Origin of the sequence: Tsukamurella ocularis, assembly GCF_024807615.1 — a bacterium.
Classification (GTDB): Bacteria; Actinomycetota; Actinomycetes; order Mycobacteriales; family Mycobacteriaceae; genus Tsukamurella; species Tsukamurella ocularis.
The window spans coordinates 198,529-223,747 of record NZ_JANUCJ010000004.1 but is presented as its reverse complement, the minus strand read 5'-3'; the positions used below and the strand labels follow the sequence as shown (position 1 = coordinate 223,747).

General features: G+C 69.3%; 24 protein-coding genes. 15 read left to right on the top strand and 9 right to left on the bottom strand.

What is annotated here, in order from left to right:
• The first annotated feature begins 371 nt into the window (after nt 1-371).
• Genes HNP44_RS17470 through HNP44_RS17425 form a run of 10 tightly spaced genes read left to right on the top strand, consistent with a single transcriptional unit; the run spans nt 372 to nt 10,568 of the window.
• The gene (locus HNP44_RS17470) at nt 372-1,106 is read left to right on the top strand and encodes an MlaE family ABC transporter permease (RefSeq protein WP_259142954.1); all 735 of its coding nucleotides are present in this window, start codon (nt 372-374) and stop codon (nt 1,104-1,106) included.
• A gap of 2 nt (nt 1,107-1,108) precedes the next feature.
• On the top strand, nt 1,109-1,945 hold the full coding sequence (locus tag HNP44_RS17465; protein WP_259142529.1) for an MlaE family ABC transporter permease: 837 nt from the start codon (nt 1,109-1,111) through the stop codon (nt 1,943-1,945).
• Nucleotides 1,945-3,279 carry an MCE family protein gene (locus HNP44_RS17460; RefSeq protein WP_259142528.1) on the top strand — a complete coding sequence of 445 codons (1,335 nt, stop codon included), beginning with the start codon at nt 1,945-1,947 and terminating at the stop codon, nt 3,277-3,279. Before HNP44_RS17465 ends, HNP44_RS17460 begins: the two co-directional genes overlap by 1 nt.
• Entirely contained in the window at nt 3,276-4,367 is a 1,092-nt protein-coding gene (locus tag HNP44_RS17455; protein ID WP_259142527.1) for an MCE family protein, read from the top strand. Before HNP44_RS17460 ends, HNP44_RS17455 begins: the two co-directional genes overlap by 4 nt.
• The gene (locus HNP44_RS17450) at nt 4,364-5,413 is read left to right on the top strand and encodes an MlaD family protein (protein ID WP_259142526.1); all 1,050 of its coding nucleotides are present in this window, start codon (nt 4,364-4,366) and stop codon (nt 5,411-5,413) included. Before HNP44_RS17455 ends, HNP44_RS17450 begins: the two co-directional genes overlap by 4 nt.
• Complete coding sequence (locus HNP44_RS17445) at nt 5,410-6,798, top strand: MCE family protein (protein ID WP_259142525.1); 1,389 nt, start codon at nt 5,410-5,412, stop codon at nt 6,796-6,798. The genes HNP44_RS17450 and HNP44_RS17445 overlap by 4 nt, the downstream gene beginning before the upstream one ends.
• Nucleotides 6,795-7,871, top strand: coding sequence for an MCE family protein (locus HNP44_RS17440; protein ID WP_259142524.1), 1,077 nt, complete (start codon nt 6,795-6,797; stop codon nt 7,869-7,871). Before HNP44_RS17445 ends, HNP44_RS17440 begins: the two co-directional genes overlap by 4 nt.
• Nucleotides 7,868-9,130, top strand: coding sequence for an MCE family protein (locus tag HNP44_RS17435; protein WP_259142523.1), 1,263 nt, complete (start codon nt 7,868-7,870; stop codon nt 9,128-9,130). The genes HNP44_RS17440 and HNP44_RS17435 overlap by 4 nt, the downstream gene beginning before the upstream one ends.
• A complete protein-coding gene (locus HNP44_RS17430) occupies nt 9,127-9,789 on the top strand; it encodes a hypothetical protein (protein WP_259142521.1) in 663 nt (220 codons plus the stop codon). Before HNP44_RS17435 ends, HNP44_RS17430 begins: the two co-directional genes overlap by 4 nt.
• Entirely contained in the window at nt 9,786-10,568 is a 783-nt protein-coding gene (locus tag HNP44_RS17425; protein ID WP_259142520.1) for a hypothetical protein, read from the top strand. The genes HNP44_RS17430 and HNP44_RS17425 overlap by 4 nt, the downstream gene beginning before the upstream one ends.
• A gap of 18 nt (nt 10,569-10,586) precedes the next feature.
• Here HNP44_RS17425 and HNP44_RS17420 read toward each other — a convergent pair whose 3' ends face one another.
• The 5 genes from HNP44_RS17420 to HNP44_RS17400 all read right to left on the bottom strand — a co-directional run bounded on the left by HNP44_RS17420 (nt 10,587) and on the right by HNP44_RS17400 (nt 14,959).
• Complete coding sequence (locus HNP44_RS17420; RefSeq protein WP_259142519.1) at nt 10,587-11,021, bottom strand: B-4DMT family transporter; 435 nt, start codon at nt 11,019-11,021, stop codon at nt 10,587-10,589.
• A gap of 131 nt (nt 11,022-11,152) precedes the next feature.
• Entirely contained in the window at nt 11,153-13,333 is a 2,181-nt protein-coding gene (gene nrdE / locus HNP44_RS17415; RefSeq protein WP_259142518.1) for a class 1b ribonucleoside-diphosphate reductase subunit alpha, read from the bottom strand.
• Nucleotides 13,330-13,788 (bottom strand): class Ib ribonucleoside-diphosphate reductase assembly flavoprotein NrdI, encoded by a 459-nt coding sequence (gene nrdI / locus HNP44_RS17410; protein WP_259142517.1) that lies wholly within the window; start codon nt 13,786-13,788, stop codon nt 13,330-13,332. Before nrdI ends, nrdE begins: the two co-directional genes overlap by 4 nt.
• A gap of 2 nt (nt 13,789-13,790) precedes the next feature.
• A complete protein-coding gene (gene nrdH, locus HNP44_RS17405; RefSeq protein WP_224650371.1) occupies nt 13,791-14,039 on the bottom strand; it encodes a glutaredoxin-like protein NrdH in 249 nt (82 codons plus the stop codon).
• 386 nt (nt 14,040-14,425) lie between these two features.
• Nucleotides 14,426-14,959: an NADPH-dependent FMN reductase gene (locus HNP44_RS17400; RefSeq protein WP_259142516.1), complete on the bottom strand. Its 534-nt coding sequence runs from the start codon at nt 14,957-14,959 to the stop codon at nt 14,426-14,428.
• Nucleotides 14,960-15,087: 128 nt separating this feature from the next.
• Here HNP44_RS17400 and HNP44_RS17395 point away from each other — a divergent pair, with 128 nt between their 5' ends.
• On the top strand, nt 15,088-15,684 hold the full coding sequence (locus tag HNP44_RS17395; protein WP_259142515.1) for a TetR/AcrR family transcriptional regulator: 597 nt from the start codon (nt 15,088-15,090) through the stop codon (nt 15,682-15,684).
• Here HNP44_RS17395 and HNP44_RS17390 read toward each other — a convergent pair.
• From HNP44_RS17390 to trhO, 4 genes are all read right to left on the bottom strand, one after another.
• Nucleotides 15,667-16,560: an SDR family oxidoreductase gene (locus HNP44_RS17390; protein WP_259142514.1), complete on the bottom strand. Its 894-nt coding sequence runs from the start codon at nt 16,558-16,560 to the stop codon at nt 15,667-15,669. The two genes, HNP44_RS17395 and HNP44_RS17390, sit on opposite strands and share 18 nt — an antisense overlap.
• 84 nt (nt 16,561-16,644) lie before the next feature.
• Nucleotides 16,645-18,021 carry an N-acetylmuramoyl-L-alanine amidase family protein gene (locus HNP44_RS17385; protein WP_259142512.1) on the bottom strand — a complete coding sequence of 459 codons (1,377 nt, stop codon included), beginning with the start codon at nt 18,019-18,021 and terminating at the stop codon, nt 16,645-16,647.
• 159 nt (nt 18,022-18,180) lie between these two features.
• A complete protein-coding gene (locus HNP44_RS17380; RefSeq protein ID WP_259142511.1) occupies nt 18,181-19,260 on the bottom strand; it encodes a CobW family GTP-binding protein in 1,080 nt (359 codons plus the stop codon).
• Nucleotides 19,257-20,093: an oxygen-dependent tRNA uridine(34) hydroxylase TrhO gene (gene trhO / locus HNP44_RS17375; protein ID WP_259142510.1), complete on the bottom strand. Its 837-nt coding sequence runs from the start codon at nt 20,091-20,093 to the stop codon at nt 19,257-19,259. Before trhO ends, HNP44_RS17380 begins: the two co-directional genes overlap by 4 nt.
• Before the next feature lie 87 nt (nt 20,094-20,180).
• Here trhO and HNP44_RS17370 point away from each other — a divergent pair, with 87 nt between their 5' ends.
• From HNP44_RS17370 to HNP44_RS17355, 4 genes are read left to right on the top strand one after another with little or no spacing between them, the layout of a single operon-like run.
• Nucleotides 20,181-21,209 carry an ABC transporter substrate-binding protein gene (locus HNP44_RS17370; RefSeq protein ID WP_259142509.1) on the top strand — a complete coding sequence of 343 codons (1,029 nt, stop codon included), beginning with the start codon at nt 20,181-20,183 and terminating at the stop codon, nt 21,207-21,209.
• Between the two features lie 10 nt (nt 21,210-21,219).
• Complete coding sequence (locus HNP44_RS17365) at nt 21,220-22,110, top strand: ABC transporter permease (RefSeq protein WP_259142508.1); 891 nt, start codon at nt 21,220-21,222, stop codon at nt 22,108-22,110.
• Nucleotides 22,086-22,862: an ABC transporter ATP-binding protein gene (locus HNP44_RS17360; protein WP_259142507.1), complete on the top strand. Its 777-nt coding sequence runs from the start codon at nt 22,086-22,088 to the stop codon at nt 22,860-22,862. Before HNP44_RS17365 ends, HNP44_RS17360 begins: the two co-directional genes overlap by 25 nt.
• Nucleotides 22,859-25,165 (top strand): arylsulfatase, encoded by a 2,307-nt coding sequence (locus HNP44_RS17355; RefSeq protein WP_259142506.1) that lies wholly within the window; start codon nt 22,859-22,861, stop codon nt 25,163-25,165. The genes HNP44_RS17360 and HNP44_RS17355 overlap by 4 nt, the downstream gene beginning before the upstream one ends.
• Nucleotides 25,166-25,219: the final 54 nt, after the last annotated feature.

Genomic DNA, 25,219 nt, shown 5'->3' with positions numbered 1-25,219 from the left:
CACAGCCGTGGCGGGCGTGCCACGTGCGACCGCTCCCCGCTGACGTTCGAGCAGGTCAGGACGGGTAGCCGATCCGAGGGCAGCAATGTGGCGGCGGAACAAGCCCGTGAGGCCGAGGGCGCGGCACTGCGATACCCGCCGGGTCGCTGCGGATCCCGCAGCGCGCAGTTCGTCATCCCATCACGTAACGAATGTGTGGCTAGTCGGGAGCAGGGGCTAATCTACCCCTGCTCCGAGGAGGCTCGGGGCACGGCGGTCCCGGCCCCCCGGACATCTCCGTGCAGCTAGCAGTGTGAGGGCCCGTGTCGATCATTCAATCCGGCGTCACCAAGGTCGCTCAGGGCGGCGTCTCCGCGCTCACTCAGGTGGGCATGATCTTCCAGCTGTTCGCGAGCATCGTCCGCAACACCTTCCGGCGGCCGTTCCAATTCCGCGAATTCATCGAGCAATCCTGGTTCATCGCGAGCGTGACCATTCTTCCGACGGCGCTGGTCGCCGTCCCCTTCGGCGCGATCGTCTCCCTGCAGACCGGTTCGCTCATCGGCCAACTCGGCGCCGAGAGCTTCACCGGCGCCGCGAGCGTCCTCGCCGTCGTTCAGCAGGGCGCCCCCGTGGTCACCGCACTCCTGGTCGCCGGCGCGGCCGGCAGCGCCGTGTGCGCCGATCTGGGCGCGCGCACCGTCCGCGAGGAGATCGCAGCGATGGAGGTGCTCGGCATCGACCCCGTCCACCGTCTCGTGGTTCCTCGCGTCCTCGGGATGATGTTGGTCAGTGCCTTTCTCAACGGCCTGGTCTCGGTCGTCGGCGTGGTGGGTGGCTACTTCTTCAACGTGGTTCTGCAGCACGGCACCCCCGGCGCGTACCTCGCCTCCTTCTCCGCGCTGGCGCAGCTCCCGGACCTTCTGGTCGGTGAACTCAAGGCTCTCGTCTTCGGCCTCATCGCCGGCGTGGTGGCCGCGTACAAGGGCCTCACCCCCGGCGGCGGCCCCAAGGGCGTCGGTGACGCCGTCAACCAGTCCGTGGTGATCGCCTTCCTGCTGCTGTTCTTCGCGAACATCATTCTCACCGCGGTGTACCTCCAGATCGTCCCGGCGAAGGGCTCGTAGACATGGCGTACTTCACCGGTAGGACCCGCCGGGCCGTCCAGGCGCCGCTCAAGGTCCTCGACAGCGCGGGCGAGCAGATGTCCTTTTACGCGCGGTCGATCGGCTTCATCCCCCAGTCTCTGCGCCGCTACCCCAAGGAGGTCGGACGGGTCCTCGCCGAGGTGGCCTTCGGCAGCGGCGCGCTCGCCGTCATCGCCGGCACGGTGGGCGTCGTGCTGATGCTCTGCGGCTTCACCGGCGTCGTCGTCGGCCTCCAGGGCAACGCCGCCCTCCAGCAGCTCGGCGCCTCGGTGATGACCGGCTTCCTCTCGGCCTACGTCAACACCCGTGAGTTGACGCCCCTGGTGGCCGCGCTGGCGATGTCCGCCACCGTCGGCTGCGGCTTCACCGCACAACTCGGAGCGATGCGGATCTCCGAGGAGGTCGACGCGCTCGAGGCCATGGCCATCCCGTCGATCGCCTTCCTCACCGCCACGCGCACGATCGCCGGCTTCATCGCTGTGATCCCGCTCTACATCGTCGGCCTGCTCGCGTCGTACGTCATGACCAGATTCGTCAACACCACGTTGCTCGGACAGTCGACGGGTACGTATGACCACTACTTCAACTTGTTCCTCTCGCCCGCCGACGTCCTGTGGTCGTTCGGCAAGGTGCTGGTTTTCGCCTTCGTTCTGGTGCTCGTCCACTGCTACTACGGCTACCACGCATCGGGCGGCCCCGCGGGTGTCGGCATGGCCGTCGGCCGGGCAGTGCGCACGTCCCTCGTCGCGATCGCGCTGCTCGACTTCTTCCTCAGCCTCGCGATCTGGGGCACCACGACGACGGTGAAGATCGCCTGATGCGCACGCTCCGCCGCCGTCTCCTGGGACTCGCCTTCTTCGGCGTGTGCGCCCTGTTCCTCGTCGTCACCATCGGCAAGTACCAGCAGCGCTTCGAGACCTTCACCTGGGTCGAGCTGAACACCGACACCGCCGGTGCGTCGCTCCCCGTGAACTCCGAGGTCCGAGCGCGCGGAGTCGAGGTGGGCACGGTCCGTGACGTCTCCGTGCGCGACGGCCACACCGTGATCCGGATGGGCCTCAAGCCCGACCAGGCTCGGCAGCTCCCCGGCGACGTCACCGCCCGGATCCTGCCCAAAACGCTCTTCGGCCAGCGCTACGTGGCTCTGCAGGTGCCGGCCGGACAGGGCGGTACTGGCACACCCGGAGCGACGGCGCTGCGCGATGGCGCGACGATCTCCACCGACACCTCCGGCAATGCCACCGAGCTGAACCAACTCTTCGACAAGCTTCTCCCCCTGCTCCGCGCCGTCCCGCCGGAGGATCTCAACGCCACGCTGGGCGCCCTCGCGAACGGTCTGTCGGGCAACGGGAAGAACCTGAACACCGCCTTCGAGCAGTTCACCACCGTCTTCACGCGCGTCAACGCGGTGATGCCCGACCTCCAGGCGACCCTGCGCTCGCTCGCCACCGTCACCGACACCTACGCCGATGCCCTGCCCGACCTGATCACCGCGCTCGACACCTTCCGCACGACGAACACGACCGTCGTCTCCGGGCGACAGGCCTTCCACGCCTTCTGGACCTCGGTGGCCGACGGTGCCGGACGCACCGCCGGGCTGCTCGAGGCGAACCGGTCCGAGCTGGTCACCGTCGCCAACAAGTCGCACACGACACTGACCATCCTGGCCCGCTACTCCCCCGAGTTCGGGTGCACCTTCGAGCGTTTCGCAACGCTCCTGCCCGAGGCCAACCGCATCGTCGGGGAGGGCACGAACCAGCCGGGCGCCCGGATCTCGATGATCATCGCGAACTCCCGCGGCCGCTACCTGCCCAACCAGGACGAGCCGCGCTGGTTCGACGACCGCGGACCGGCGTGCTACAACGCCGCCAAGGGAAAGCCGACCCCCGGATACAAGGGCGGGCCGCACGCCGGCGGTTCCTTTGCGCCACCGCTGCGCAACGTCGGCCCTCAGGACGGCCGGTTCCAGCTGCCCGAGCCGAACGTCTCGGCACCGTCGCAGATGCCGACGGTCGGTGTCGCCGCACAGAACTCCCGCGCAACGCGGGTGGCGTTCGCAGCGGCGTCCGGCGTGGACGCGAACGACGTCCCCGAATGGCTGACCGCCGCGTTCGTCCCCGCTCTCGCAGGCAAGGAGGTGGAGATCCGATGAAACCCATCACCGGTCCGTTGCTCAAGCTGATCGCCTTCGCCGTTATCACCGCCACCGCGACGGGCATCCTCGGTTCGTCGATCGCACAGAGCGACTGGTCGTTCTCGCGGGCCTATCACGCGATCTTCTCCGACGCGACGATGGTCCAGTCCGGCGACGACGTGCGGATCGCAGGTGTCCGCGTCGGTCAGGTCAAGGACGTGACGATCCACGACCGGGGCCGAGCGGATGTGGCCTTCACCCTCACCGACCGCGACTCCATCCCCGGCACGGCGACCGCGGCCCTCCGGCTCAAGAACCTCGTCGGCCAGCGCTACCTGGAGCTACTGCAGAGCCCCACCGACGACGAACCCGCACGGGGCACCGCGCGCACCTCGCCCTACAAGCCGGGCGACACCATCCCGATCGAGCGCACCCGGCCGGCAGTGAATCTCACCGACCTGTTCAACGGATTCCGGCCACTGTTCAAGCAGCTCACCGCCGACGACGTGAACACGCTCGCGAACCGCATCATCACGGTCTTCCAGGGACAGGGCGGCACGGTGAACGACCTGCTGGTGAACACGGCGTCGCTCACCAACACCATCGCCGACAAGGACCGCGTGATCGGCGAACTGATCACGAACCTGACCACAGTGCTGGGCACGATCAACGAGCGCGACAAGCAGTTCACCGACCTGCTGACCACCACCCAGCAGCTCGTGACCGGGCTGTCGCAGGACCGGGGCGCGATCGGCTCGTCGCTGGGCTCACTGGCGCAGCTCACGTCGGTGACCGAGTCGATCCTCACGCCGACGCGCGGCGCGATCAAGGACGACATCGCCGGCCTGAAGGCTCTCACCGACAAGCTCAACGGGCGCAGCGCCGACGTCGCCCACACCCTGAACTTCCTGCCCGGGAAGATCGAGGCCGTCGGTCGTCTCGCGTCCTTCGGCGGCTGGTTCCAGTTCTACCTGTGCGGCGTCGACCTGGTGGCGGGCACCGGCAAGGGCGACCGCCTCTCGCTGGCGATCGACGTTCCGTCGGTGAACCAGCCCGTGTACACGAACACCGCCACGCGGTGCTATCGGGACGGGAATCCGCGATGACCCACTCCTCCACGCCCCCCACCGATGAACGGCGACGCGGACAGCGGCGCTCCCCCATCCAGACCGGCGCGATGGGCATCGTCCTCCTCCTCATGGCAACTGCCTCGGCGTTCTTCATCGACCGCCTCCCCCTGGTCGGCGCGGGAACCACGTACACCGCGTTGTTCAGCGAGGCCGCCGGCCTGCTGCCGAGCAACGAGGTCCGCGTCGCCGGCGTCAAGGTCGGCACCGTCCAGTCCGTCGACCTCGACCTGAAGGCCGCGAAGGCGCGGGTGAAGTTCCGCGCCAAGGACGTCTGGCTCGGCGACAACACGTCCGCGAGCATCCAGATCAAAACGGTCCTCGGCCAGAAATACTTGGCACTGGACCCCCGCGGCGCGAATCGCCTGGACCCGAAGCACACGATCACCGACACCACCTCCCCGTACGACGTGGTCGCCGCCGTCTCCGACGCCTCCAGCACGATCGACAAGACGGATACGAAACGGCTCGCTCAGAGCATGCACACCCTCGCGGATGCCTTCCGCGAGACGCCGCCGAACGTCCGCGAATCGCTCACCGGCATCACCCGGCTGTCCGAGACGATCAACAAGCGCGACGAGGACCTGCAGCGCCTGTTGTCCGAGACCGGCAAGACGTCGAAGCTGCTGGCCGACCGCACGGAGAACTTCCGCAAGCTGATCAGCGACGCAGGCGCCCTGCTCACCACCCTGAACCAGCGCCAGGACGACATCACGCGGCTGCTGGAGACCACGCAGTCGCTCTCGACGACACTCACCGGCATCGTGCGCGACAACGAGAAGCAGATCGGTCCGGCGCTCACCTCGCTGCGTCAGGTGGTGCAGTTGCTGCAGGACAACAAGAAGGGCCTGGAGAGCACGATCACGCTCCTTGCGCCGTTCTACAAGGTCTACAGCAACGTCTTCGGCAACGGCCGGTGGCAGGAGTCGGTGGTCACCAACCTCACGCCGCCCGGGCTGCCGGTGATCCCCGGCAGCCGTCCTCCGGTCCGCACGGACTTCCTGACCAACGGAGGCCAGAAATGACGAGCCTCGAGAAGTTCGGCCTGAACCCGCGCCGCCTCGCCTACGCGGCGGCCGCCCTGGTGGCGGTCGTCGTCATCGCGAGCTGCGGCTGGTGGTTGGTACGCACGATGGGCGCCACTCGCGTCACCGCGTACTTCGACCGCGGTGTGGGCATCTACGCGGGCTCGGACGTGCGGATCCTCGGCGTCAAGGTCGGCGAGATCGACGAGGTCACGCCCGAGCGCGACCGCGTCCGGGTGCAGCTGCAGGTGAATCGAGGTGTGAAGCTGCCCAAGGACCTCTGGGCCGCGCAGGTCACCCCGTCGGTTATCTCCGACCGCTACGTCCAGCTCCTTCCCGTCTACACCGACGGCCCCACCGCGAGCAGCGGCGCCGTCGTGAACCAGGACCACACCATGACACCGGTCGAGATCGATCAGGTGTACGCGTCGATCAGCACGCTCGCCCAGGCCCTCGGCCCCGAGGGGGCGAACAAGGCGAAGGCGGGCGAGCAGGGCGCGCTGACGGACCTGCTCGACGTCTCCGCCGAGAACCTCGCGGGCAACGGCCAGGCGATGGCCGATGCCATCGCCGGCCTGTCGAAGGCGAGTACGACCCTGTCGAACTCGCGTGACAACATCGCGGCGACGGTCAAGGGGCTCAACACCTTCGTCACCATGCTCGCCGAGAACGACAAGCAGGTGCGTACCTTCAATACCCAGCTCGCGGACCTCACGAAGTACCTCGCCGGCGAACGCGACGACTTCACGAAGGCCTTGAACCTGCTGGCGACCGCCCTCGGCGACGTGGGTGCCTTCGTCCGGGACAACCGCGACGCACTGAGCTCGAACGTGCACGGCCTCACCGAGATCACGAAGGTGCTCAACGACACGAAGACCGCACAGGCGCAGATCCTCTCCTACCTGCCCGTCGCCGCGAGCAACCTGGATCAGGCCTACGACCCCGACTCCGGAACCCTGACCCTGCGCCCCAACCTCCCCGACCTGCAGGACCCGCTCGGCACCGCGTGCAAACTCGCCGACCTCGGCAAGCTCATGCCCGGCAACCCGCAGTTCGCGCAGATCTCGACGACGCTCGGCCCGCTGCTCTCGCAGTGCACCAACATCGCCAAGCAGATCACCGACGGCGTGCGCGTCCCCTCGCTCAACCTGCCGCTCGGCATCCTCTCGGGCGCCAACCTGCAGCGCGGCTCCGTGCCCGGCACGGTGCCCGGACGCACGGCACCGTCGGTCGACGGTGTGCTCCCGCCGACCCCGGCGGGCACGGGCCCGTCGACCACCGCGGTCGCGCCCAGCACCTCGGTCGTGCCCGGCACACCGTCGACGCCGGCCCCGACCGGTTCTGCGAAGCCCGCGGCGCCATCGACGACCGGAGGCGCACGATGAAGCGGCAGCTCCTGGCCTGCGGCGCGCTGGCGATGACCTCGGTCCTGCTCACGGCCTGCGGCGGCATCTACTCGGTGCCGCTGCCGGGAGGCCCGGCGCTCGGCGCGCACGCGACGACGCTCCACCTGCAGTTCGCGAACGTCATGGACCTCGTGCCCGAGTCCTCGGTGCGGATCGGCGGCGCCACCGTCGGCAAGGTCGAATCGATCGGCCTCGCCGAGGACGGCTGGACCGCCGACGTCGTGGTCAAGGTACGCGACGGGGTGAAGGTGCCCGCCGACAGCCGGGCCGCGATCGAGCAGTCGAACCTGTTGGGCGAGAAGTACGTCACGCTCGTCTCGTCCGCCGGATCCGACGGTGCCTCCCTGCAGAGCGGCGCGACCCTCCAGGCTGCGGCGAACAAGACCAACGCGTCCATCGAGCAGGTTCTGGGCGTGCTCTCGCTGGTACTCAACGACGGTGGGGTGGGCAAGCTCAAGCCCATCGTCGACGAGATCAACACCGCCACCAGCAACCCGCAGCGCGTGCGTTCGCTCATCACACAGACCGATCGGCTCATCGCGGGGCTGAACAAGCAGCGCTCCGACATCACGGCAGCGATCGATGGCGTCGCCAAACTGTCCGAACGAGCCGCGAACCAGACCGTGCAGATCAGCCGGATCCTCGCCGAACTGCCGCGCGGCACAGCGATCCTCAACGAACAGCGGCCCGAGATCATCGAGATGATCAAGCAACTCGACCGGCTCGGCAAGGTCGGGACCGAGGTGCTGTCGAAGTCGCAGAAGGAACTCATCGAGGACCTGCTGTCCCTGCGGCCCACCTTGCGCGCGCTTGCAGGAGCGGCCGACGACATCGTCACCGCGCTGCCCTTCATCGCCACCTTCCCGTTCCCGGACGCCGGTGTCGACGCGATCAAGGGTGATTCAATGAACCTGTTCATCTCGCTCGATACCCGCCTGATCAACCAGCTGGAGGCGCTCGGCGCGGGTGCCGGCCCCCCGACCCCGGTCACCCCGAAGTACGGCCCCGGCTCCGGCCGGGCGACGAGCACCACGCAGGGAGGCACGCGATGATCCCGAAGCTGCAACGGCGCCAGCTGCTGGTCTTCGCCGTGCTCGCGGTGGTCGGCATCGCCTTCGTCGGCGCCCAGTACGCCCGCATCGACAAGATGCTCGGATTCGGTGTCTACACGGTCAAGGTCATGCTCAAGGATTCCGGCGGCATCTTCACCAACGCCGAGGTCACCTACCGCGGTACGCCCGTCGGCCGGGTCGGGCAGCTGCACCTCGTCCCCGACGGTGTGCAGGTGGACCTGCAGCTCGACAAGAGCCGGCCGTCGGTGCCCGACGACGTCCAGGCCGTCGTGGCCGAACGCTCGTCGATCGGCGAGCAGTACCTCGACCTCGTGCCGAAGAAGCTGCCGGAGGGCGGCACACCGTCGAAGACCGTGCTCGCGGACGGCGCGGTCATCCGGGACACCCGAGTCCAGGAGCCGATCGAGGACTTCCTCAAGCACGTGACGGTACTCAGCGAGTCCGTCGATCCGGCCAAACTCAAGACCGTGGTCACGGAACTGTCGGTGGCGCTCGGCGGGAACGGCCAGAACCTGCGGGCCCTGGTCGAATCGCTGTCGCACCTCGCGCAGACAGGTAGCGACACCCTCGATCCGACCCTCTCGCTCATCACGAACGGCCGCACCGCGCTCGCGACGCAGGCCGAGCAGTCCTCGGCGATCCGGCAGTGGGCGGACAGCCTCAAGGTGGTCACCGCGACCCTCGCGAACAGCGATCCCGACCTGCGCAGGCTGCTCCAGACCGGCAACCTGTCGGCGACCCAGCTCAGCACGCTGGTCCAGCAGTCCGGCGGTGACGTGACGAAGGTGGTGCACGATCTGGCGTCGCAGCTGACGGCCGTCGACCCCGTGGCGCCCAACCTCAAGCAGATCCTGATCCTGTTCCCGATGATCGCGTCCGGCGCTTTCGCCACCTCACCGGGCGACGGTCTGCTGCACTACGGTGTGGTCCTCGAAGTGAACAACCCGCCGGCGTGCACCGTCGGATACGAATCGACGCAGAAGATGATCGACGCGATCAAGAAGCAGAACCCGGATTTCGATATCACCCGCGATCCGTTCCCCTTCAATACGCAGGTCGGCTGCGATGTGCCACAGGGCAACCCCACCGGCGTCCGGAGCGCGGATCGCGCCCGCTACGCCGATCCGCGCGTACCGCAGCCCTGGGACGGCAAGCCGAAGGTGATCGCACCGGACCGTCTCGACCTGGGTCCCGTCGCGCAGGCCGCCGCCACGATTCTGGGAGGGCACCCGAAGTGACGCAGCCCGCCGCCCGCAAGCCCCTCGCCCTGGCCCTGGGACTTCTCGCCGTGGCCATGATCGTCGCAGTCGTCGTGGGCGTGAACTGGTGGGGCCGGCACACGGCGCACGAACGCGCTGCTGCGCGCGATGCCGCCGTCGACGGTGCCCGTCAGGCCGTCATCGATATCCAGAAGATCGACACGAAGGACGTCGACGGGACGTTGCGGCGCATGGGCGAGGCGATGACCGGCGACCTGCGCAAGGACTGGGACGAGCGCGAGCGGGTGTCCACCGAGGACATGCTCAAGCAGTACACCGGCGTTGCGCTGCAGACGGATCCGGTGGTCGCCTCCGCCGCACCGATCGAGTTCGACGATGCCGGCGGCGCCGCGAAGGTGCTGGTGTACCTCGTGGTCCGCCAGTCCGAGAACGGGAAGCAGGCGGACAACGCCTACCGCTGGACCTATGTCATGTCGATGACCAGGGTCGACGGCACTTGGAAGGCGTCGGGGATGCAACCCCTGCAGGAGCGCGCCGCCATCGGCCCTGCGGATCCGTCGAAGCCGGCGACCGGCGCCGCGCCCGAGGCGACGACCGGGGCGTCACCCGCGCCTGCGACGCCCGCACCGCCGACCGCCGCGCCGGCGCCGGAGCCGAGCGAAGGAGGCACGCCGTGACCGAGGGCGCAAAGCCGGAGAGCATCGAGCCCGACGAGGCCGCACCCGCGCTGTCCCTGGACAAGTCCGACACCGTCGCGGATTCCTCGACGTCCAAGCGGCGCCCCGTCGCGCGCGGGACGTCGCTGCGCCGCCCCGTAACCGCCGCGCCCTCCCCCGGAGACCACCTCGACGATGCCGACAAGGCGGCCACCGCTGCTGCGTCGGACGCCGTCGACGTAGAGGCCCCGCCCGTCGCGCCGGCATCGCCGAAGAGCGCCGTTCCGGTGCGTCGGAACGAGTCGAACCGGCTGCCCATCGCGATCGGGGCTACGGCGGTGACCATCCTGGTCGTCGCGGCTCTCGTCGCGTGGATCCGGCCGTGGGCGGCCGCGGTGGACAATCGCGCCTTTGTGGACACCGGACTGACCACGCAGGTCACTTCCGTCGCGAAGCAGGCCGCGAAGGAGATCTACACGATCGACATGAACGACCTCGGACCGTGGGAGAAGCGCCTTGACGCGGTGTTGACACCGGGCATGATCGCCGAGGCGAAGAAGCTCCGGACCGCGATCACCCAGACCGCCGGCGCCCTCCAGGACGTGAAGGTCAAGGTCGACGACGGCGACCTGACCGCGGGTGTCTCCCTGGCGCGCGAGGATCACGCCGAGGTGCTGCTCAACGTGCGCCAGCAGGTGTCGACGCAGGGCGTACCCTTCGCGACGATGCAGTCGCCGATGAAGTTCGTACTGGACCGGTTCGACGGAACGTGGAAGGTCAGCTCGATCACGCCGCTGTAGGCCGGCGCTCAGTCGCCGTCAGGTGGCGGCGGGCCGCCTCGCCGCCAGTCGTCGACCGACGACGGTGCCGAGGGACGCGGGGATCACGATGAGCAGCGCCGTGAAGCACGCGCCGATGACGAGTTCGAAGGGCAGCGAGCCCTGCCCGATCCCCGGTAGCCACCACGTCCCGATCACCCAGCACATCGCGCCGGAGACGACGCCGGCGAAGAGCGCCGCCTTGAACCAGCGGCCCACGAGGTCGATGCCCTGTTCCGCGACCGGGTTCGCGCGGGCATCGGTGAGTCCGTCGTAGCCGCCGGCGATGATGGCGACGGCCATCACGACGGCAACCGCGGCGAAACGCTGCGCGCTCCCCTCCGTCGGGAAGGCCACGATGCCCCACGCCAGCGCGGAGCGCACGACGACCTGCACAGCCGCGAGGGCCACGCCACGGATCAGCCACGGTTTCATGGCGATGATTCTATCCGCCTTTCCCGCTCCGGCAGGTCATCAGGCCTCGCTGATGTGGCCCACACGACGGATCTGAACCACGAAGCGCCGACCCGGATGTCCCTCCCGGCCGGCGCTTCGTGGTCGACGCGCTACAGCATGCAGCTGACGCAGCCCTCGACCTCAGTGCCCTCTAGCGCCATCTGGCGCAGGCGGATGTAGTACAGGGTCTTGATGCCCTTGCGCCACGCGTAGATCTGCGCACGGTTCACGTCGCGCGTGGTGGCGGTGTCCTTGAAGAACAGCGTCAGCGACAGGCCCTGGTCCACGTGCTGCGTGGCGGCCGCGTACGTGTCGATGATCTTCTCGTAGCCGATCTCGTACGCGTCCTGGTAGTACTCCAGGTTGTCGTTGTCCATGTACGGCGCCGGGTAGTACACGCGGCCGATCTTGCCCTCCTTGCGGATCTCGACCTTCGCCGCGACGGGGTGGATCGAGCTCGTGGAGTGGTTGATGTAGCTGATCGAGCCCGTGGGCGGCACCGCCTGCAGGTTCTGGTTGTAGAGCCCATGCTTCTGGACGTCGGCCTTGAGCTCACGCCAGTCGTCCTGCGTGGGGACGTGGATCTCGGCGTCGGCGAAGAGCCCGGTGACCTTGTCGGTGGCCGGCTTCCACTCCTGCTCGGTGTACTTGTCGAAGAACTCGCCCGAGGCGTACTTGCTGTTCTCGAAGCCGCCGAAGGACTGGCCGCGCTCGCGCGCGATGTTGTTCGACGCGCGGATCGCGTGGAAGAGCACCGTGTAGAAGTAGATGTTCGTGAAGTCCACGCCCTCGTCGGAGCCGTAGAAGACCCGCTCGCGCGCCAGGTAGCCGTGCAGGTTCATCTGCCCGAGACCGATCGCGTGGGAGAGGTTGTTGCCCTTCTCGATCGACGGCACGGAGCTGATGTCGGTCTGGTCCGAGACGGCGGTGAGGCCGCGGATGGCGGTCTCGATGGTGGCGCCGAAATCGGGGCTGTCCATCGTCTTCGCGATGTTCAGCGAGCCCAGGTTGCAGGAGATGTCCTTGCCGATCTCGGCGTAGGACAGGTCGTCGTTGTAGGTCGACGGGGTGGAGACCTGCAGGATCTCGCTGCACAGGTTGGAGTGCGTGATCTTTCCGGCGATCGGGTTCGCGCGGTTCACGGTGTCCTCGTACATGATGTACGGGTAGCCCGACTCGAACTGCAGCTCGGCGAGGGTCTGGAAGAACTCGCGGGCGTTGATCTTGGTCTTGCGGATCCGCGAGTCGTCGACCATCTCGTGGTACTTCTCCGAGACGTTGACGTCCGCGAAGGGCACGCCGTACACGCGCTCCACGTCGTACGGGGAGAACAGGTACATGTCGTCGTTGTTCTTGGCGAGCTCGAAAGTGATGTCGGGGATCACCACGCCCAGCGACAGGGTCTTGATGCGGATCTTCTCGTCCGCGTTCTCCCGCTTGGTGTCGAGGAAGCGGTAGATGTCCGGGTGGTGCGCGTGCAGATACACGGCGCCCGCGCCCTGCCGGGCGCCGAGCTGGTTGGCGTAGCTGAACGAGTCCTCGAGCAGCTTCATGATCGGAATGACGCCCGAGCTCTGGTTCTCGATCTTCTTGATCGGCGCGCCGTGCTCGCGGATGTTGCTGAGCAGCAGCGCGACTCCGCCGCCGCGCTTGGACAGCTGCAGCGCGGAGTTGATCGAGCGGCCGATCGACTCCATGTTGTCCTCGATGCGGAGCAGGAAGCAGGAGACGGGCTCGCCGCGCTGCTTCTTGCCCGAGTTGAGGAAGGTGGGGGTGGCAGGCTGGAAGCGGCCGGCGATGATCTCGTCCACCAGGTTCACGGCCAGCTTCTCGTCACCGTCGGCGAGGGTGAGCGCGACCATGCAGACGCGGTCCTCGAAGCGCTCCAGGTAGCGCTTGCCGTCGAAGGTCTTCAGCGTGTAGCTGGTGTAGTACTTGAACGCGCCCAGGAAGGTGGGGAACCGGAACTTCTTGGCGTAGGCCGCGTCGAACAGGCCCTTGACGAAGGAGCGGCTGTACTTGTCCAGCACCTCGGGCTCGTAGTAGTTCTCCTCGATGAGGTAGTCGAGCTTCTCGTCCAGGTTGTGGAAGAAGACCGTGTTCTGGTTGACGTGCTGCAGGAAGTACTGCCGCGCGGCCTCCCGGTCCTTCTCGAACTGGATGCGCCCGTCCTTGTCGTACAGGTTGAGCATCGCGTTCAGGGCGTGGAAGTCCAGCTCGCTGTGGCCGGGGCCGCCGTGGACGCCGGACTGGCTCGCGGAGGGGACGAGATCTTCCTGAGTTGCGGTCATGAGCGCGCGCTTTCCTTTTCGGGGCTGGAGATGGTTCCGGCGAAGAATTCGGTGAGCCCGCTGTGGACGCGATCCACGTCGTCAGTGGTGCCCATGAGCTCGAAGCGGTAGAGGTACGGGACCCGGCACTTGCGCGAGATCACATCCCCCGCGAAGCAGAACTCTTCGCCGAAGTTGGTGTTCCCCGCCGCGATCACGCCGCGGATCAGGGAACGGTTGTGCTGGTCGTTGAGGAACCGGATCACCTGCTTGGGGACGTATCCCCCGCCCGAGAGCGCGGTGGCCTGCTTCCCCCCGCCGTACGTCGGGGTGATCAGGACGAAGGGCTCGTCGACGGTGAGCGGATCGGACGCCCGCGTCACCGGGATGCGCACGGCGCGCATGCCCAGCTTCTCGACGAATCGGTGCGTGTTCTCCGACACCGACGAGAAGTAGACGACGAGCGGCGCAGCCATCGCTACGCCGTGGCGGCGACGGCGGCGAGCGCCTTGACCCGGTCCGGGCGGAAGCCCGACCAGTGTGCATCGCCGGCGACGACGACGGGGGCCTGCAGGTAGCCGAGCGCCATGACGTAGTCGCGGGCGTCCGAATCCTCGGTGATGTCCACCACGCGGTACTCGAGGCCGGCCTTGTCGAGCGCCTTGTACGTGGCGTTGCACTGCACGCACGCAGGCTTGGTGTAGACGGTGATCTCGACCTGGCTCATGGACTGCTCCCCTTCGCTGGACGGCCCCGGAGACTGCTCGGAACCCGATTATCGACCTACGGACTGACAAGTTTTCTCGCCACGTTTACCTGCGTGAACTCAGTCGGTCAGCGGACCTCTCAGCGACGTCCTCATGCCTCCCGGACGACCTTTCGGCGCGTCCGCTCTCGCAGTGGACTGAACACTACACCTAGTGGTGGCCCCGAGGAAGCGACACAACCACTTGCGAACAACATTCGTGAAATTACCAGCTCGCAAGATGGTCTTTCGAGCGTTTTTCATCGTGAATCCCCAGGACACGCCGAGGATCGACGACACGCCGATCCGACACGCCCGGCACCGTCGGAACACCGCCCGCGACGGCCATGCGGACGCGCGGGACCGCCCTACCGGACGGGTGCGACGAGCCTCTCGAGGAGGTCGCCCGCGCGCTGCGCGACGGCGTCGTGCTCGCGGACCGACTTGCCGTCGAGGCCGGAGATCGGAAACTCCTCGACGAGCCCCTCGGGGACCTCGCCACCGGCGATGGTGACGGCCCGCTCCGCGTCGGCCAGGGTGGTGTCCAGACGGTGCCCCACACCGGCCAGGGCGACCCGCTTGCCCGAGAGCGCGCTGGCACCGTAGGGCCGAGAGCCCCAGTCGATGACGTTCTTGAGCACAGCACTGACGGTGCCGTTGTTGGGCGGGGCGAGCAGCAGGAGGGCGTCCGCCGCCGCGATCCGGTCGCGGAGGGCCGCAGCGGTGGCCGGCGCACCCTCGCCGTCGATGTCCTCGTTGTAGAAGGGCACGTCCGCGATCCCCTCGGCGATCTCGACGCGCACCCCCTCGGGCGCGTTCGCGACTGCGACCTCGGCCAGCTCGCGATTGAGTGAGCTGCTGCGCAGCGATCCGACGACGGCGAGCACGGTGATGTCCGACATGATCCTCAGTTCTCCTGACGTTCCGAGCGACCCCGTCGGGCCGCATCCGCACACGTTAACGGACTTCGGTCCGGATTTCTTCCCCGGGATCATGGTGAGTCGAAAACCCGCACGGTAGGCTCCATCCGATGACCGGACCACTCCTGCCCCTCGCGCAGCCGCAGACCGAGCCGCGCCGTGACGCGGCCCGCAACCGCGAGCTGCTCATCGACGCGGCGCAGCGGCTGTTCGCCGAGCACGGCGTCGACGCGGTGAGCATGGACGCGGTGGCGCAGGCGGCCGGCGTGGGCAAGGGCACCGTCTTCCGCCGCTTCGGCTCGCGCGCCGGGCTCCTGCAGGCGCTGCTCGACCACGACGAGACCGAGCTGCAGCATCGCTTCATGTTCGGCCCGCCGCCGCTGGGCCCGGACGGGGACCCGGTGTACCGCCTCACCGAGTACGGCACGGCCCGGATGCAGCTCATCGCGCGCCACGGCGACCTGCTGCGGGGCGCCGAACAGGCCTCCCGCGACCCGTACGACGCCCCGCCGTGGCGGGTGTCGACGATGACGGTGCGCGCCATGCTCGTCGAGGCGGGGCGCACGGCGCAGGCCGACGTGTGGGCAGCGGCGCTGATGGCCACTCTCAGCCCGGCATGGGTACTCCATCAGCTGGCCTCCGGCGTCACTCAGGATGAGCTCGAGGCCGTCTGGGCGGAGCACGTGCGCCTAGTGACCGCGCTCTGAGATCTTCGCCAGGTAGGCGAACCGGTCGTTCGCCACGCGCATCGCGATCTCGTAGGGCAGCGCGAACTTCCGCTTCCAGAAGTAGCCGAAGCGCGTGTCGAGCGAGGTGTACACGAGAAACCGGTTGTGGAGCACCCCGTCGACGATCGCCTGGGCCGCCTTCTCCGCGGTCACCTTCGGGAAGGCGTCGATGCCCTTGTTGACCTTCGGATTGGTGCGGTCGACCCCGTTGATCTCGACGGTCTTCACCAGGCCGGTCTCCACGGCGCCGGGCACGACCACCGAGACGCCGATGCCGTGCCGGCGCAGGTCGTAGCGGAGCACCTCGGAGACCCCGACGAGGCCGAACTTCGCGGCCGAGTACGCGGCGTGCCAGGGCAGTGCGATGAGGCCGGCCGTCGACGAGACGTTGACCAGCTGGCCGCCGCGGCCCGCGGCGATCATCGGCGGGACGAAGGTCTCGATCACATGGATCGGGCCCATGAGGTTCACGTCCACGGTCTTGCGCCACTGCTCGTGGGTGAGGTTCTCGACAGTGCCCCATACGGCGATGCCCGCGACGTTCATCACGATGTCGAGGGCGCCGGCGGCGGCGTGCACCTCGTCGGCGAACGCGCGGACCGCGTCATAGTCGGAGACGTCGAACGCCCTGGACGCGATGACCTTCGCGCCCAGGGCGGTGACGTGGCGGCTGACGGCGTCGAGCTGTTCGGTGTTGATGTCGGTCAACACCAGCTCGGCGCCGTGCGCCGCGAGGAGATTCGCGGTAGCGCGGCCGATCCCGCTGGCGGCGCCGGTGACGAGGACCTTCTTCCCCTTCAGGTCCTTGATCGGCGGGGCCATGTGGACGAGCCGGACGATATTGCGGAGTGCCATATCAGCCAGCTTGCCAGATCGGGCCGCGCTACCGCTTCCCGCCGGGGCGTGACGTCCCCGGCGGAAGTCGGTGCGGTGTGATTCCTACTTCGGCAGGATCGCGCCGGCGCTCAGGATCGCCTTGAGGATCTCCTGCGCGGCGGCCGGACCCTGCGCAGACTGCAGGGAGTTGAAGGCCTGCGGGCTGGAGATCAGCGTGTTGACGAGCTGCGTCCCCTGCGCGCTGGTGAGGAACTCGGCGGCCTTGGGTCCCATCTCGAAGAGGGAGTTCAGGCCCAGGGGCTGAGCCTGCCCGGGGATCGTCAGCGTTGGAAGCTGCGGCAGAGCCACCTGTCCCAGACCGGGGATGGTCACCGAGGTGCCCTGCGGCGCAGCCGCCGCCGGCGCGGTCGCCTGCGGCGCGATGCCGGCCGCCGGGGTCGCGCCGCCCTGCAGCATCGGCACACCCGAGACGATCGGAGAGGCCCCGGCGCCCACGCCCGGAGACACGGGGGCTGCCGCGGCGGGCGCGCCCGGCACGGCGGGGACGATCGGGGTCTGCGCCGGGGCGGTCGGCACAGCCGCCGGAGCGGTGGCGGCAGGCGCCGTCGCCGCGGGCGCGGCCGGAGCCGCGGGGGTCACCGGCACCACCGGGTCGACCTGCGGCGCGACGGGCTGAGCCACGACGGGTTGCTCGACGACGCCGCCGGGCTTGACCTTCCCGGTCAGCTGCTGGATCACGCCATTGGTGAGGACGGAGGCGTACTGGGTCTGACCTTCACGCGAGGTGAGCAGCGCCGCATCGTCGGCGTTGGCCAGGTTCCCCAGGTTCGCGTAGACGAGCGGGATGTTCACCAGCGAGGCGAGGGCGTTGGTGGTCTTCGCGATGCCGTCCTGGCCGCCGAAGTACTGCGCGGGCACGAAGCCGCCGGCGCGGGTGGCGTCGCGGAGGACCGTGGTTGCGGGGTCGCTGACGGCCTGCTGGGCCGTCACCTTGGGGTCGGTGGCGCCCGGAGCGGCCGTCTCCAGCACGAACCCGCGCTGGGCCGCATCCTGGACCGCGCTGTTGATGCTCACGGCGAGGTCGGCGCCGGACGTGTTCGCGGCGGTGGCGCGCTGGTCGACGCAACCGCCGAAGCCGGCGTCGTCCGCGCGGGAGAGAATGACCTTGGCGCCCTGGGTCTTGAGCGCCGCCTCCACCATCTTGGCCACGGCGAAGTTGACGGAGTGGTCGGCGGTGCCGTTGGAGGCGATCGCCACCGGATTGACGCAGGGCACCTGGCCGCCACGCCCGTCGGCGACCTTGCGGGCCTGCTCGACGGCCGACGCGACGGAGGATCCGGCGTCGAGGAACACTGTCTTGCCGGTCAGCGGCTTGGCCGGTGCGGCGGGGGCGGGGTCGGCGGATGCGAAGCCGGGCACGCCGAACAGCGCGACGGCCGCAGTCGCAAGCGAGCCTGCGAGGACACGGGTCTTCTTCATGGGTAGCTGGGCGCCGGGGAAGTGGCGCCGCTCTCCTTCCAAGTCTCTTGTGCAACTTTCGTCACATCAGTCACACGAGAAACAGTCAACCATCAATTGAGACTTTAGGAAAACCTCAACCTTGATCGTTATCGGATCGTTACCAACGCAGGACGCCCGTCAGTCCTCGAGGATCGCCGAATCAGCTTGCGCCGCAGCCGAGTACCGCAGCAGGGAGAGCACTGCCCGCGGGTCGGAGGGGGCGTCCGGGTCCGCCAGGCATTCCTCGACCCGGGCGCGGATCCCCTCGTCGTCGAGCCCGATACCGAGCAGGACGAGTACCGACGCCGCCCCGCCCCGCCGGCCGCGCTCCGGGGCAGTCCGCACGTGCCGCCCGACGGCGTGCACCTCAAGGCGGGTGCCGTCCGCAACGGTGACGAAGCCCTTCGTCCGGAAGACGCCCTGCGGCGGATCGGCGAGCAGCGCAGCGGTCGCGCGGGCGTCCAGCGGCCCGGTCTCCACGGTGACGGCGGCGTAATCGTCGTGCAGGTGCCGATGCGATTCGCCGTGGTCATGATCGTGGTGGTGGTCGTGCTCGCGCAGCGCCTCGTCGAGGGTGAGCTGGCGCGGGGAGTCACGCCGTTGGGCGGCCCGGCGTGCCAGGACCTCTGCGTCGATGAGGAGACCCACCGGCACGACGGCGTCAACCGTCCCCACCACCGGGGCGGACGGCGCGTGCTCGCGCACCAGCGACCGCGCAGCGTCCGGGTCGGTGGCGAGATCGATCTTGTTGAGCACCACCAGGTCGGCGAGCGCCAGGTGGTGTCGCAGCGAGGGGTGCCGCTCCATCGTGCCCGCGAGGTGCGCGGCGTCCGCGACGTAGACGAGCCCGCCGTAGTCGATCCGCGGATCCTCCGCGAGCACCACGCGCCGGACCATCGCCGCGGGCTCGGCAAGCCCGGAGGCCTCGACCACGACGAGGTCGAGGTCGCGTGCGGCGAGCGAGGACAGCACGTCCTCGAGCTCGTCGTCGTCGACGGTGCAGCACACGCACCCGTTGCTCAGGGAGACGGTCCGCACCGACCCGCCGCCGGACGCGCCGGAGACGAGCATCGCGTCGATGTTCACCGTGCCGAAGTCGTTGACCACGACGCCGATCCGGGCGTCCCCCGCGCCGGACAACAGGTGATTGAGCAGCGTCGACTTGCCCGCGCCCAGGTAGCCGGCCACCACGACGACGGGAACGGGACCGCCGCTCACGGCGCGCAGTCCTCGCACAGCACCGCCAGAACCCGGTCCTGCGGCGGCGCGAGGTTCGCGACGTTCGAGGTCGGCGCACCGCACGCGGTACAGCGACCGATCTGCTTCGCCGCGTCGGAGAAGTCGATGCGCATGCGCCGGTCGAAGACGTACATCGAGCCCTCCCAGAGTCCGCGGTCGCCGAACCGCTCGCCGTACCGTGCGATGCCGCCCTCGAGCTGGTAGACCTCGCCGAACCCCCGGCTGCGCATCACAGCACTGAGCACCTCGCAGCGCACGCCGCCGGTGCAATAGGTGATCACCGGGCGGTCCTTGAGATGGTCGTACTCCCCCGCGTCGAGCAGGGTCACGAAGTCGCGGGTCGTCGTAGCCGGGGTAACCACCGCGCCGGCGAACCGGCCGATCTCGGCCTCGATGGCATTGCGGCCGTCGAAGAAGACGGCGTCGGGCTTCTCAGCGACCAGCGCGTGCACCTCGTCGGGCGTCAAGGGCACTCCCCCGCCGCGGACCCCGGCCTCGTCGACCTCCACCTCGTCGGGGACGCCGAAGGTGACGATCTCGTCGCGCACCTTGACCGAGAGCTTGGGGAAATCCTCGGCAGAGCCGTCGGACCACTTCACGTCGGCGCCCTTGAAGGCCGAGTACTCGCGGACGGCGCGCACATACCGCTTCACCGCCCGGATCTCGCCGCCCACCGTGACATTGATCCCGTGGCGGGAGACGATGATCCGGCCGCGGAGACCGTTCGCCTCACACAGCGCCCGCTGCCACAGCCGGATCGCCTCCGGATCGGCCAGCGGGGCGAATACGTAGAACAGCACGACCTTGCCCATGACGCCCACCATTCTATCCAGGCCGCCTTGCGCTCAGCCTGCGTCCAAGGGTTCCGACGATGCCCCCGCTCCCCTTCAATGGCCCCCATGCCTTTTCGCCTCCCCCGCCGCGCCGCGGCGCTCGCCACCGCCCTCGTCGCGGTGCTCGGCGTCTCCGCGTGTGCGTCGTCGACGGGGCCCGCGTACGACCCGTCCGCGCCGATCGCCGACCAGGTCCCGGCCGGCACCGTCATCACGGTCGCCGACCAGCAGTCGATCCTCAAGACGATGCTCACCGCGTCCGGGGAGGCCACGAAGCTGGGGTTCACCGTGAAGTTCGCGGACTTCGCCGGCGGCCCCGCGATCCTCGAGTCCTTCCGCGCCGACGCCACGCAGGTCGCGATCGTCGCAGATGTGCCCCCGATCCACGCCCGGATCGCCCGCTTCCCCAGCCCGATCATCAAGGCCTGGCAGCTCGACCGCGGCGGCGTCTCGACCGTCGCGCGTCCCGGTGTGCAACTACGCACCGCTGCCGACCTGCGCGGACGCAAGATCGGCTACGCCGAAGGCACCGCCCATCAGGCCATGGTCCTTCGCCTGTTGCGCTCGGCGGGCCTGTCGAAGCACGACGTCCAGCTGGTCCCGCTCCAGCTCACCGAGGTGGGCGAGGCGCTCGGCGCCGGCCAGATCGACATCGCCCCGCTGATGGAGCCCATCAGCACCAAGTACCGGCTCGCCCACCCGGACGCGCAGGTGCTGCCGGACAAGCTCAACCAGGACGCTCAGTCCGGCCTGATGTTCCTCTACTCGCCGCAGGCCGCGCTAGCCGATCCCGCCCGGGTCGCGGCCCTGAAGCGACTCTCGGCGGCGGTCGACCGCGCCCGCGCGTGGGTGGACGCCGACAAGGACCGCTGGATCCAGACCTATTACGCGGGGGCGCTGAAGATCCCCGCCGCCGTCGGCCGTATCGCGTACGAGGGCCAGGGCAGCTGGCGGTCCGTGCCGCTCGACCGCGCCCTCGTCGCGCGCCAGCAGAGCACCATCGACGTCCTCGCCGACTTCGGCGAGATCCCCGGCGGCCGCGTCTCCGCCGACGGTTCCGTCGACTTCCGGTTCGACACCCATCCCGCAACGTAAGGGCCCTCCCGTGACCTCTCCCCCGACCGGCCGCCTCGGCAGCGGCCTCGCCCACGATTCCGCACCCGAGCAGCGACCGGGCGCCCTCGATCCCGACCACGAGCTCCTGCCCCGCACGTCCACGCGCCGCGCCCTCGTCGACTCCCGACCCATCGGCGCATGGATCCTCGCCGGCCCCGCGCTCGTCGTCGCCCTGTGGGCCGCGGGCTCCGCCACCGGGATCATCCCGGACACCGTGCTGTCCGCGCCGTGGACCGTGGCGAACACTGCGTGGAACCTCGCGGTCGACGGGTCGCTGTGGTCCAACGTCTGGGCCTCCGCGCAGCGTGCGATCATCGGCGGCGTCCTTGGCGTGAGCCTCGCCGTCGTGCTCGCCCTACTGTCCGGGCTCACCCGCCCCGGCGAGGCCCTCATCGACGGAACCGTCACCATCTACCGCGCGATCCCCGCGCTCGCCTTGCTGCCCCTGTTCATCGTCTGGTTCGGCATCGGCGAGGAGATGAAGATCATCCTCATCACCCTGGCGGTCGCGACGCCGGTCTACCTCAACACCCACGCGGGCCTGCGCGGCATCGACCGCAAGTACGTCGAGCTCGCGGAGACCGTCGGCCTCAGTCGCGCGAAGTTCGTGCGGTACATCGCGATCCCCGGTGCCCTGCCCGGCTTCTTCACGGGCCTGCGCCTCGGGGCGACCGTGGCCTGGCTCGCGCTGGTCGTCGTCGAGCAGGTCGGCGCTTCCGACGGCATCGGCTACCTCATGTACAAGGCCCGGCTCTACGGCCTGACCGACGTCATCGTCGTGGGCCTCGCCGTCTACGCGATCCTCGGCTTCGGCACTGATCTCCTCGTCCGCTTCTCCGCACGAAAGGCCCTGTCATGGCAGAGCACCCTGGCCCACTGAGCACGCCGACCGCGAACGGAGACAAGGACGGTCCGGTGATCGAGGCGCGGAACCTGGTACGGGGCTTCGACGGTCGCGCGGTTCTCCGCGGCGTCGACCTGACCATCCGCCGCGGCGAGTTCGTCGCGCTGCTCGGCCGGTCCGGCTCCGGCAAGTCGACGCTGCTGCGGGCCATCGCCGGCCTCGACGACGGCGTGCCCGGATCCGGTGTGCTCGAGGTCGATCCGCGACGCGCCGTGGTCTTCCAGGACTCCCGGCTGCTCCCCTGGTCCCGCGTCCTCGACAACGTCATCCTGGGCCTGGGTGGCGCCGACGCCGAAGGCGTGGGCCGCGAACTCCTGCGCGAGGTGGAGCTGGATGGGCGCGAGAAGGCCTGGCCGCGCGAACTCTCCGGCGGACAGCAGCAGCGCGTCGCGCTGGCCCGCAGCCTGGTCCGCGAGCCCGCCGTGCTGCTGGCCGACGAGCCCTTCGGCGCCCTCGACGCGCTGACCAAGCTCAAGATGCACGACCTGCTCCGCCGCCTCGTCGCGCGGCACCGCCCCGGAGTCCTGCTCATCACCCACGACGTCGACGAGGCCATCGCGCTCGCCGACCGGATCCTCGTGCTGGACCACGGCATCCTCTCCGTGGACGTCACCCTCTCCGACGGTGCCGGGCGCCGGCCCGGCGAGTCCGGGTTCGCGGAGTTGCGCGGTTCGCTGCTCGACGCCCTGGGCGTGGAGCAGGATTCGGTGGTGGCCGCCACCGCATGACGATTCCCGACCACGCCCGCGGGTACGACGGCTTCGCCGGGCGGATCGGCCGCTCCGAGGCCGAATCGGAGCCGGCCTGGCCGGCGGAGGTGCGGGCCCGGCCCGGGGCGCCGAACATCATCGTCGTCCTCGTCGACGACATGGGCTTCTCGGACATCGGGCCCTACGGCTCGGAGATCCCCACCCCGCACCTGGACGCGCTCGCCGCCCGCGGCATCGTCTCCACCAACCACCACACCACCCCCGTGTGCTCCCCCGCCCGCGCGGCCCTGCTCACCGGGCTCAACCCGCACCGCGCGGGCTACGGCTCGGTCGCCAACTCCGACCCGGGCTTCCCCAACCTGCGCCTGAGCCTCGCCGACGACGTGCTCACCCTGCCGGAGATCCTCCGCGAATCCGGCTACGCCACCCACGCGGTCGGCAAGTGGCACCTCGCGAAGGACTCGCGGCTCGGACCCGACGCCGACCGCTCGTCGTGGCCCCTGCAGCGCGGCTTCGACCACTACTACGGCTCCCTAGAGGGACTGAACTCCTTCTTCCACCCGAACCAGCTAGTGCGCGACAACACCGTCGACCCGGTGACCGAGTACCCGGAGGACTTCTACGTCACCGACGCGCTCACGGACACCGCTGTCTCCTGGATCAAGGACCTCCGGGCGCACGACGCCGAGAAGCCCTTCTTCCTCTACTTCGCGCACATCGCGATGCACGGCCCGCTGCAGGTGAAGGACGTGGACCTGCCGCGCGGCGACCTCGACTACGCCCGAGGCTGGGACGCCGTGCGCAAGCAGCGGTTCGCGCGACAGCAGGAGCTCGGGCTGTTCGGCGCGGACGTCCGGCCGGCGCGGCGCAACAGCGAGCCCGGCTACGACGTGCCGCCATGGGACGAGCTCGATCCCGAGCGGCAGCGGCGGTTCGCCCGGTACATGCAGGTGTACGCGGCGATGGTGCGCACCGTCGACGACAGCCTCGGCCGGCTGCTGGAGACCGTCGAGCAGCTGGGCGAGCTGGACGACACGATCGTCGTCTTCACCTCCGACAACGGCGGCACCGCCGAGGGCGGCCCGGAGGGCACCCGCAGCTACTTCGCCGAGTTCGTGAAGTTCGCCGACGGCATCGGCCCCGACGGCTGGGAGGGCGACGTCGACCATCCGGAGGAGCTCATCGGCACCGCGCGGCTCGGCGTGCACTACCCGCGCGGCTGGGGGCAGGTGTCCAACACGCCCTTCCGGTTCTACAAGGGCCAGACCTTCGCAGGCGGCGTCCGCGTGCCCCTCGTCCTGTCGTGGCCCACGGGCCTGCCGGACGCGCACGGCGTGCGCGACCAGTTCTCCTTCGTCACCGACGTGGCGCCCACCCTGCTGGACCTGGCGGGCGTGCCGACACCCGCCACGCGGCACGGCCTCCCCGCGCAGGAGCGCGACGGGCTCTCTCAGCGCGCCGCCTGGTCCGACGCGACAGCACCGTCGGCCCGCACGCGCCAGTACTCGGAGTTCCGTGGGCACCGCGGCTACTACCGCGACGGCTGGAAGCTGCTGAGCCTGCACGGCCGGGGCGACGACGCGCTCGCGCCGCGCTGGCAGCTCTTCGACAACCGGGCGGACCCAGCGGAGACCACCGACCTCGCCGAGCAGCATCCCGGCCTCGTCGCCGAGCTCGCCGCCGAGTGGGAACACGAGGCCTGGCGGAACACGGTGTTCCCGATCGTGATCGACGGCTCCACCCGCAATCCCGCGGAGCGGCGCCTCGTCGATCCCGTGCGACTGCTGCCCGGCACACCCGTGCTCGAGCGGTACCGCTCGGCGAAACTTGTGCAGTACAGGGACTTCCGCGTCGACATCGACGTCGAGTTCGCCGACGGCGCCGAGGGCGTCCTCGTCGCGCACGGCGACGCGCTGGGCGGCTACCTCGTCTACGTCGAGGACCGAGCGGTCGTCGTCGGCTACAACGCCTACGGCCGGTACGCCGAGGCCCGCTCGGGCCCCGTCGAGCCGGGACGTCGCACCGTCGCGCTCACGGCGACGGTGCGCCCGAACCTGCGCTGGGACCTCGCTCTCGCGGTCGACGGAACCGAAGCCGCAGCGCTGACCGATCGCGTCCAGCTCATCGGCATGGCGCCGTGGACAGGGATCTCCGTCGGCCTCGACGCCCGCGGACCGGTCGCCTGGGAGCTGCGCGAGCGCCGCGGTACCTTCCCGTACTCCGGTGCGCTGCACGCGGTCACGTACACGCCGGGCCCCGTGGGCGTTCCGTCGGACGACATCGACCGACTGCAGCAGGAGGCCCAGGAGGAGGCGGACTGAGCGGGATTGCGCCCGCGCTGAACGCAACCCTGGCCCCGTCGGCCCGGATCGGGT

Coding starts and splice junctions, on each gene's coding strand:
- HNP44_RS17435 (WP_259142523.1), top strand. CDS start 7,868: ATGATCCCGAAGCTGCAACGGCGCCAGCTGCTGGTCTTCGCCGTGCTC.
- HNP44_RS17440 (WP_259142524.1), top strand. CDS start 6,795: ATGAAGCGGCAGCTCCTGGCCTGCGGCGCGCTGGCGATGACCTCGGTC.
- HNP44_RS17470 (WP_259142954.1), top strand. CDS start 372: ATGATCTTCCAGCTGTTCGCGAGCATCGTCCGCAACACCTTCCGGCGG.
- HNP44_RS17360 (WP_259142507.1), top strand. CDS start 22,086: ATGGCAGAGCACCCTGGCCCACTGAGCACGCCGACCGCGAACGGAGAC.
- nrdH (WP_224650371.1), bottom strand. CDS start 14,039: ATGAGCCAGGTCGAGATCACCGTCTACACCAAGCCTGCGTGCGTGCAG.
- trhO (WP_259142510.1), bottom strand. CDS start 20,093: ATGGGCAAGGTCGTGCTGTTCTACGTATTCGCCCCGCTGGCCGATCCG.
- nrdE (WP_259142518.1), bottom strand. CDS start 13,333: ATGACCGCAACTCAGGAAGATCTCGTCCCCTCCGCGAGCCAGTCCGGC.
- HNP44_RS17390 (WP_259142514.1), bottom strand. CDS start 16,560: ATGGCACTCCGCAATATCGTCCGGCTCGTCCACATGGCCCCGCCGATC.
- HNP44_RS17450 (WP_259142526.1), top strand. CDS start 4,364: ATGACCCACTCCTCCACGCCCCCCACCGATGAACGGCGACGCGGACAG.
- HNP44_RS17370 (WP_259142509.1), top strand. CDS start 20,181: ATGCCTTTTCGCCTCCCCCGCCGCGCCGCGGCGCTCGCCACCGCCCTC.
- HNP44_RS17400 (WP_259142516.1), bottom strand. CDS start 14,959: ATGTCGGACATCACCGTGCTCGCCGTCGTCGGATCGCTGCGCAGCAGC.
- HNP44_RS17355 (WP_259142506.1), top strand. CDS start 22,859: ATGACGATTCCCGACCACGCCCGCGGGTACGACGGCTTCGCCGGGCGG.
- nrdI (WP_259142517.1), bottom strand. CDS start 13,788: ATGGCTGCGCCGCTCGTCGTCTACTTCTCGTCGGTGTCGGAGAACACG.
- HNP44_RS17385 (WP_259142512.1), bottom strand. CDS start 18,021: ATGAAGAAGACCCGTGTCCTCGCAGGCTCGCTTGCGACTGCGGCCGTC.
- HNP44_RS17395 (WP_259142515.1), top strand. CDS start 15,088: ATGACCGGACCACTCCTGCCCCTCGCGCAGCCGCAGACCGAGCCGCGC.
- HNP44_RS17455 (WP_259142527.1), top strand. CDS start 3,276: ATGAAACCCATCACCGGTCCGTTGCTCAAGCTGATCGCCTTCGCCGTT.
- HNP44_RS17420 (WP_259142519.1), bottom strand. CDS start 11,021: ATGAAACCGTGGCTGATCCGTGGCGTGGCCCTCGCGGCTGTGCAGGTC.
- HNP44_RS17445 (WP_259142525.1), top strand. CDS start 5,410: ATGACGAGCCTCGAGAAGTTCGGCCTGAACCCGCGCCGCCTCGCCTAC.
- HNP44_RS17460 (WP_259142528.1), top strand. CDS start 1,945: ATGCGCACGCTCCGCCGCCGTCTCCTGGGACTCGCCTTCTTCGGCGTG.
- HNP44_RS17465 (WP_259142529.1), top strand. CDS start 1,109: ATGGCGTACTTCACCGGTAGGACCCGCCGGGCCGTCCAGGCGCCGCTC.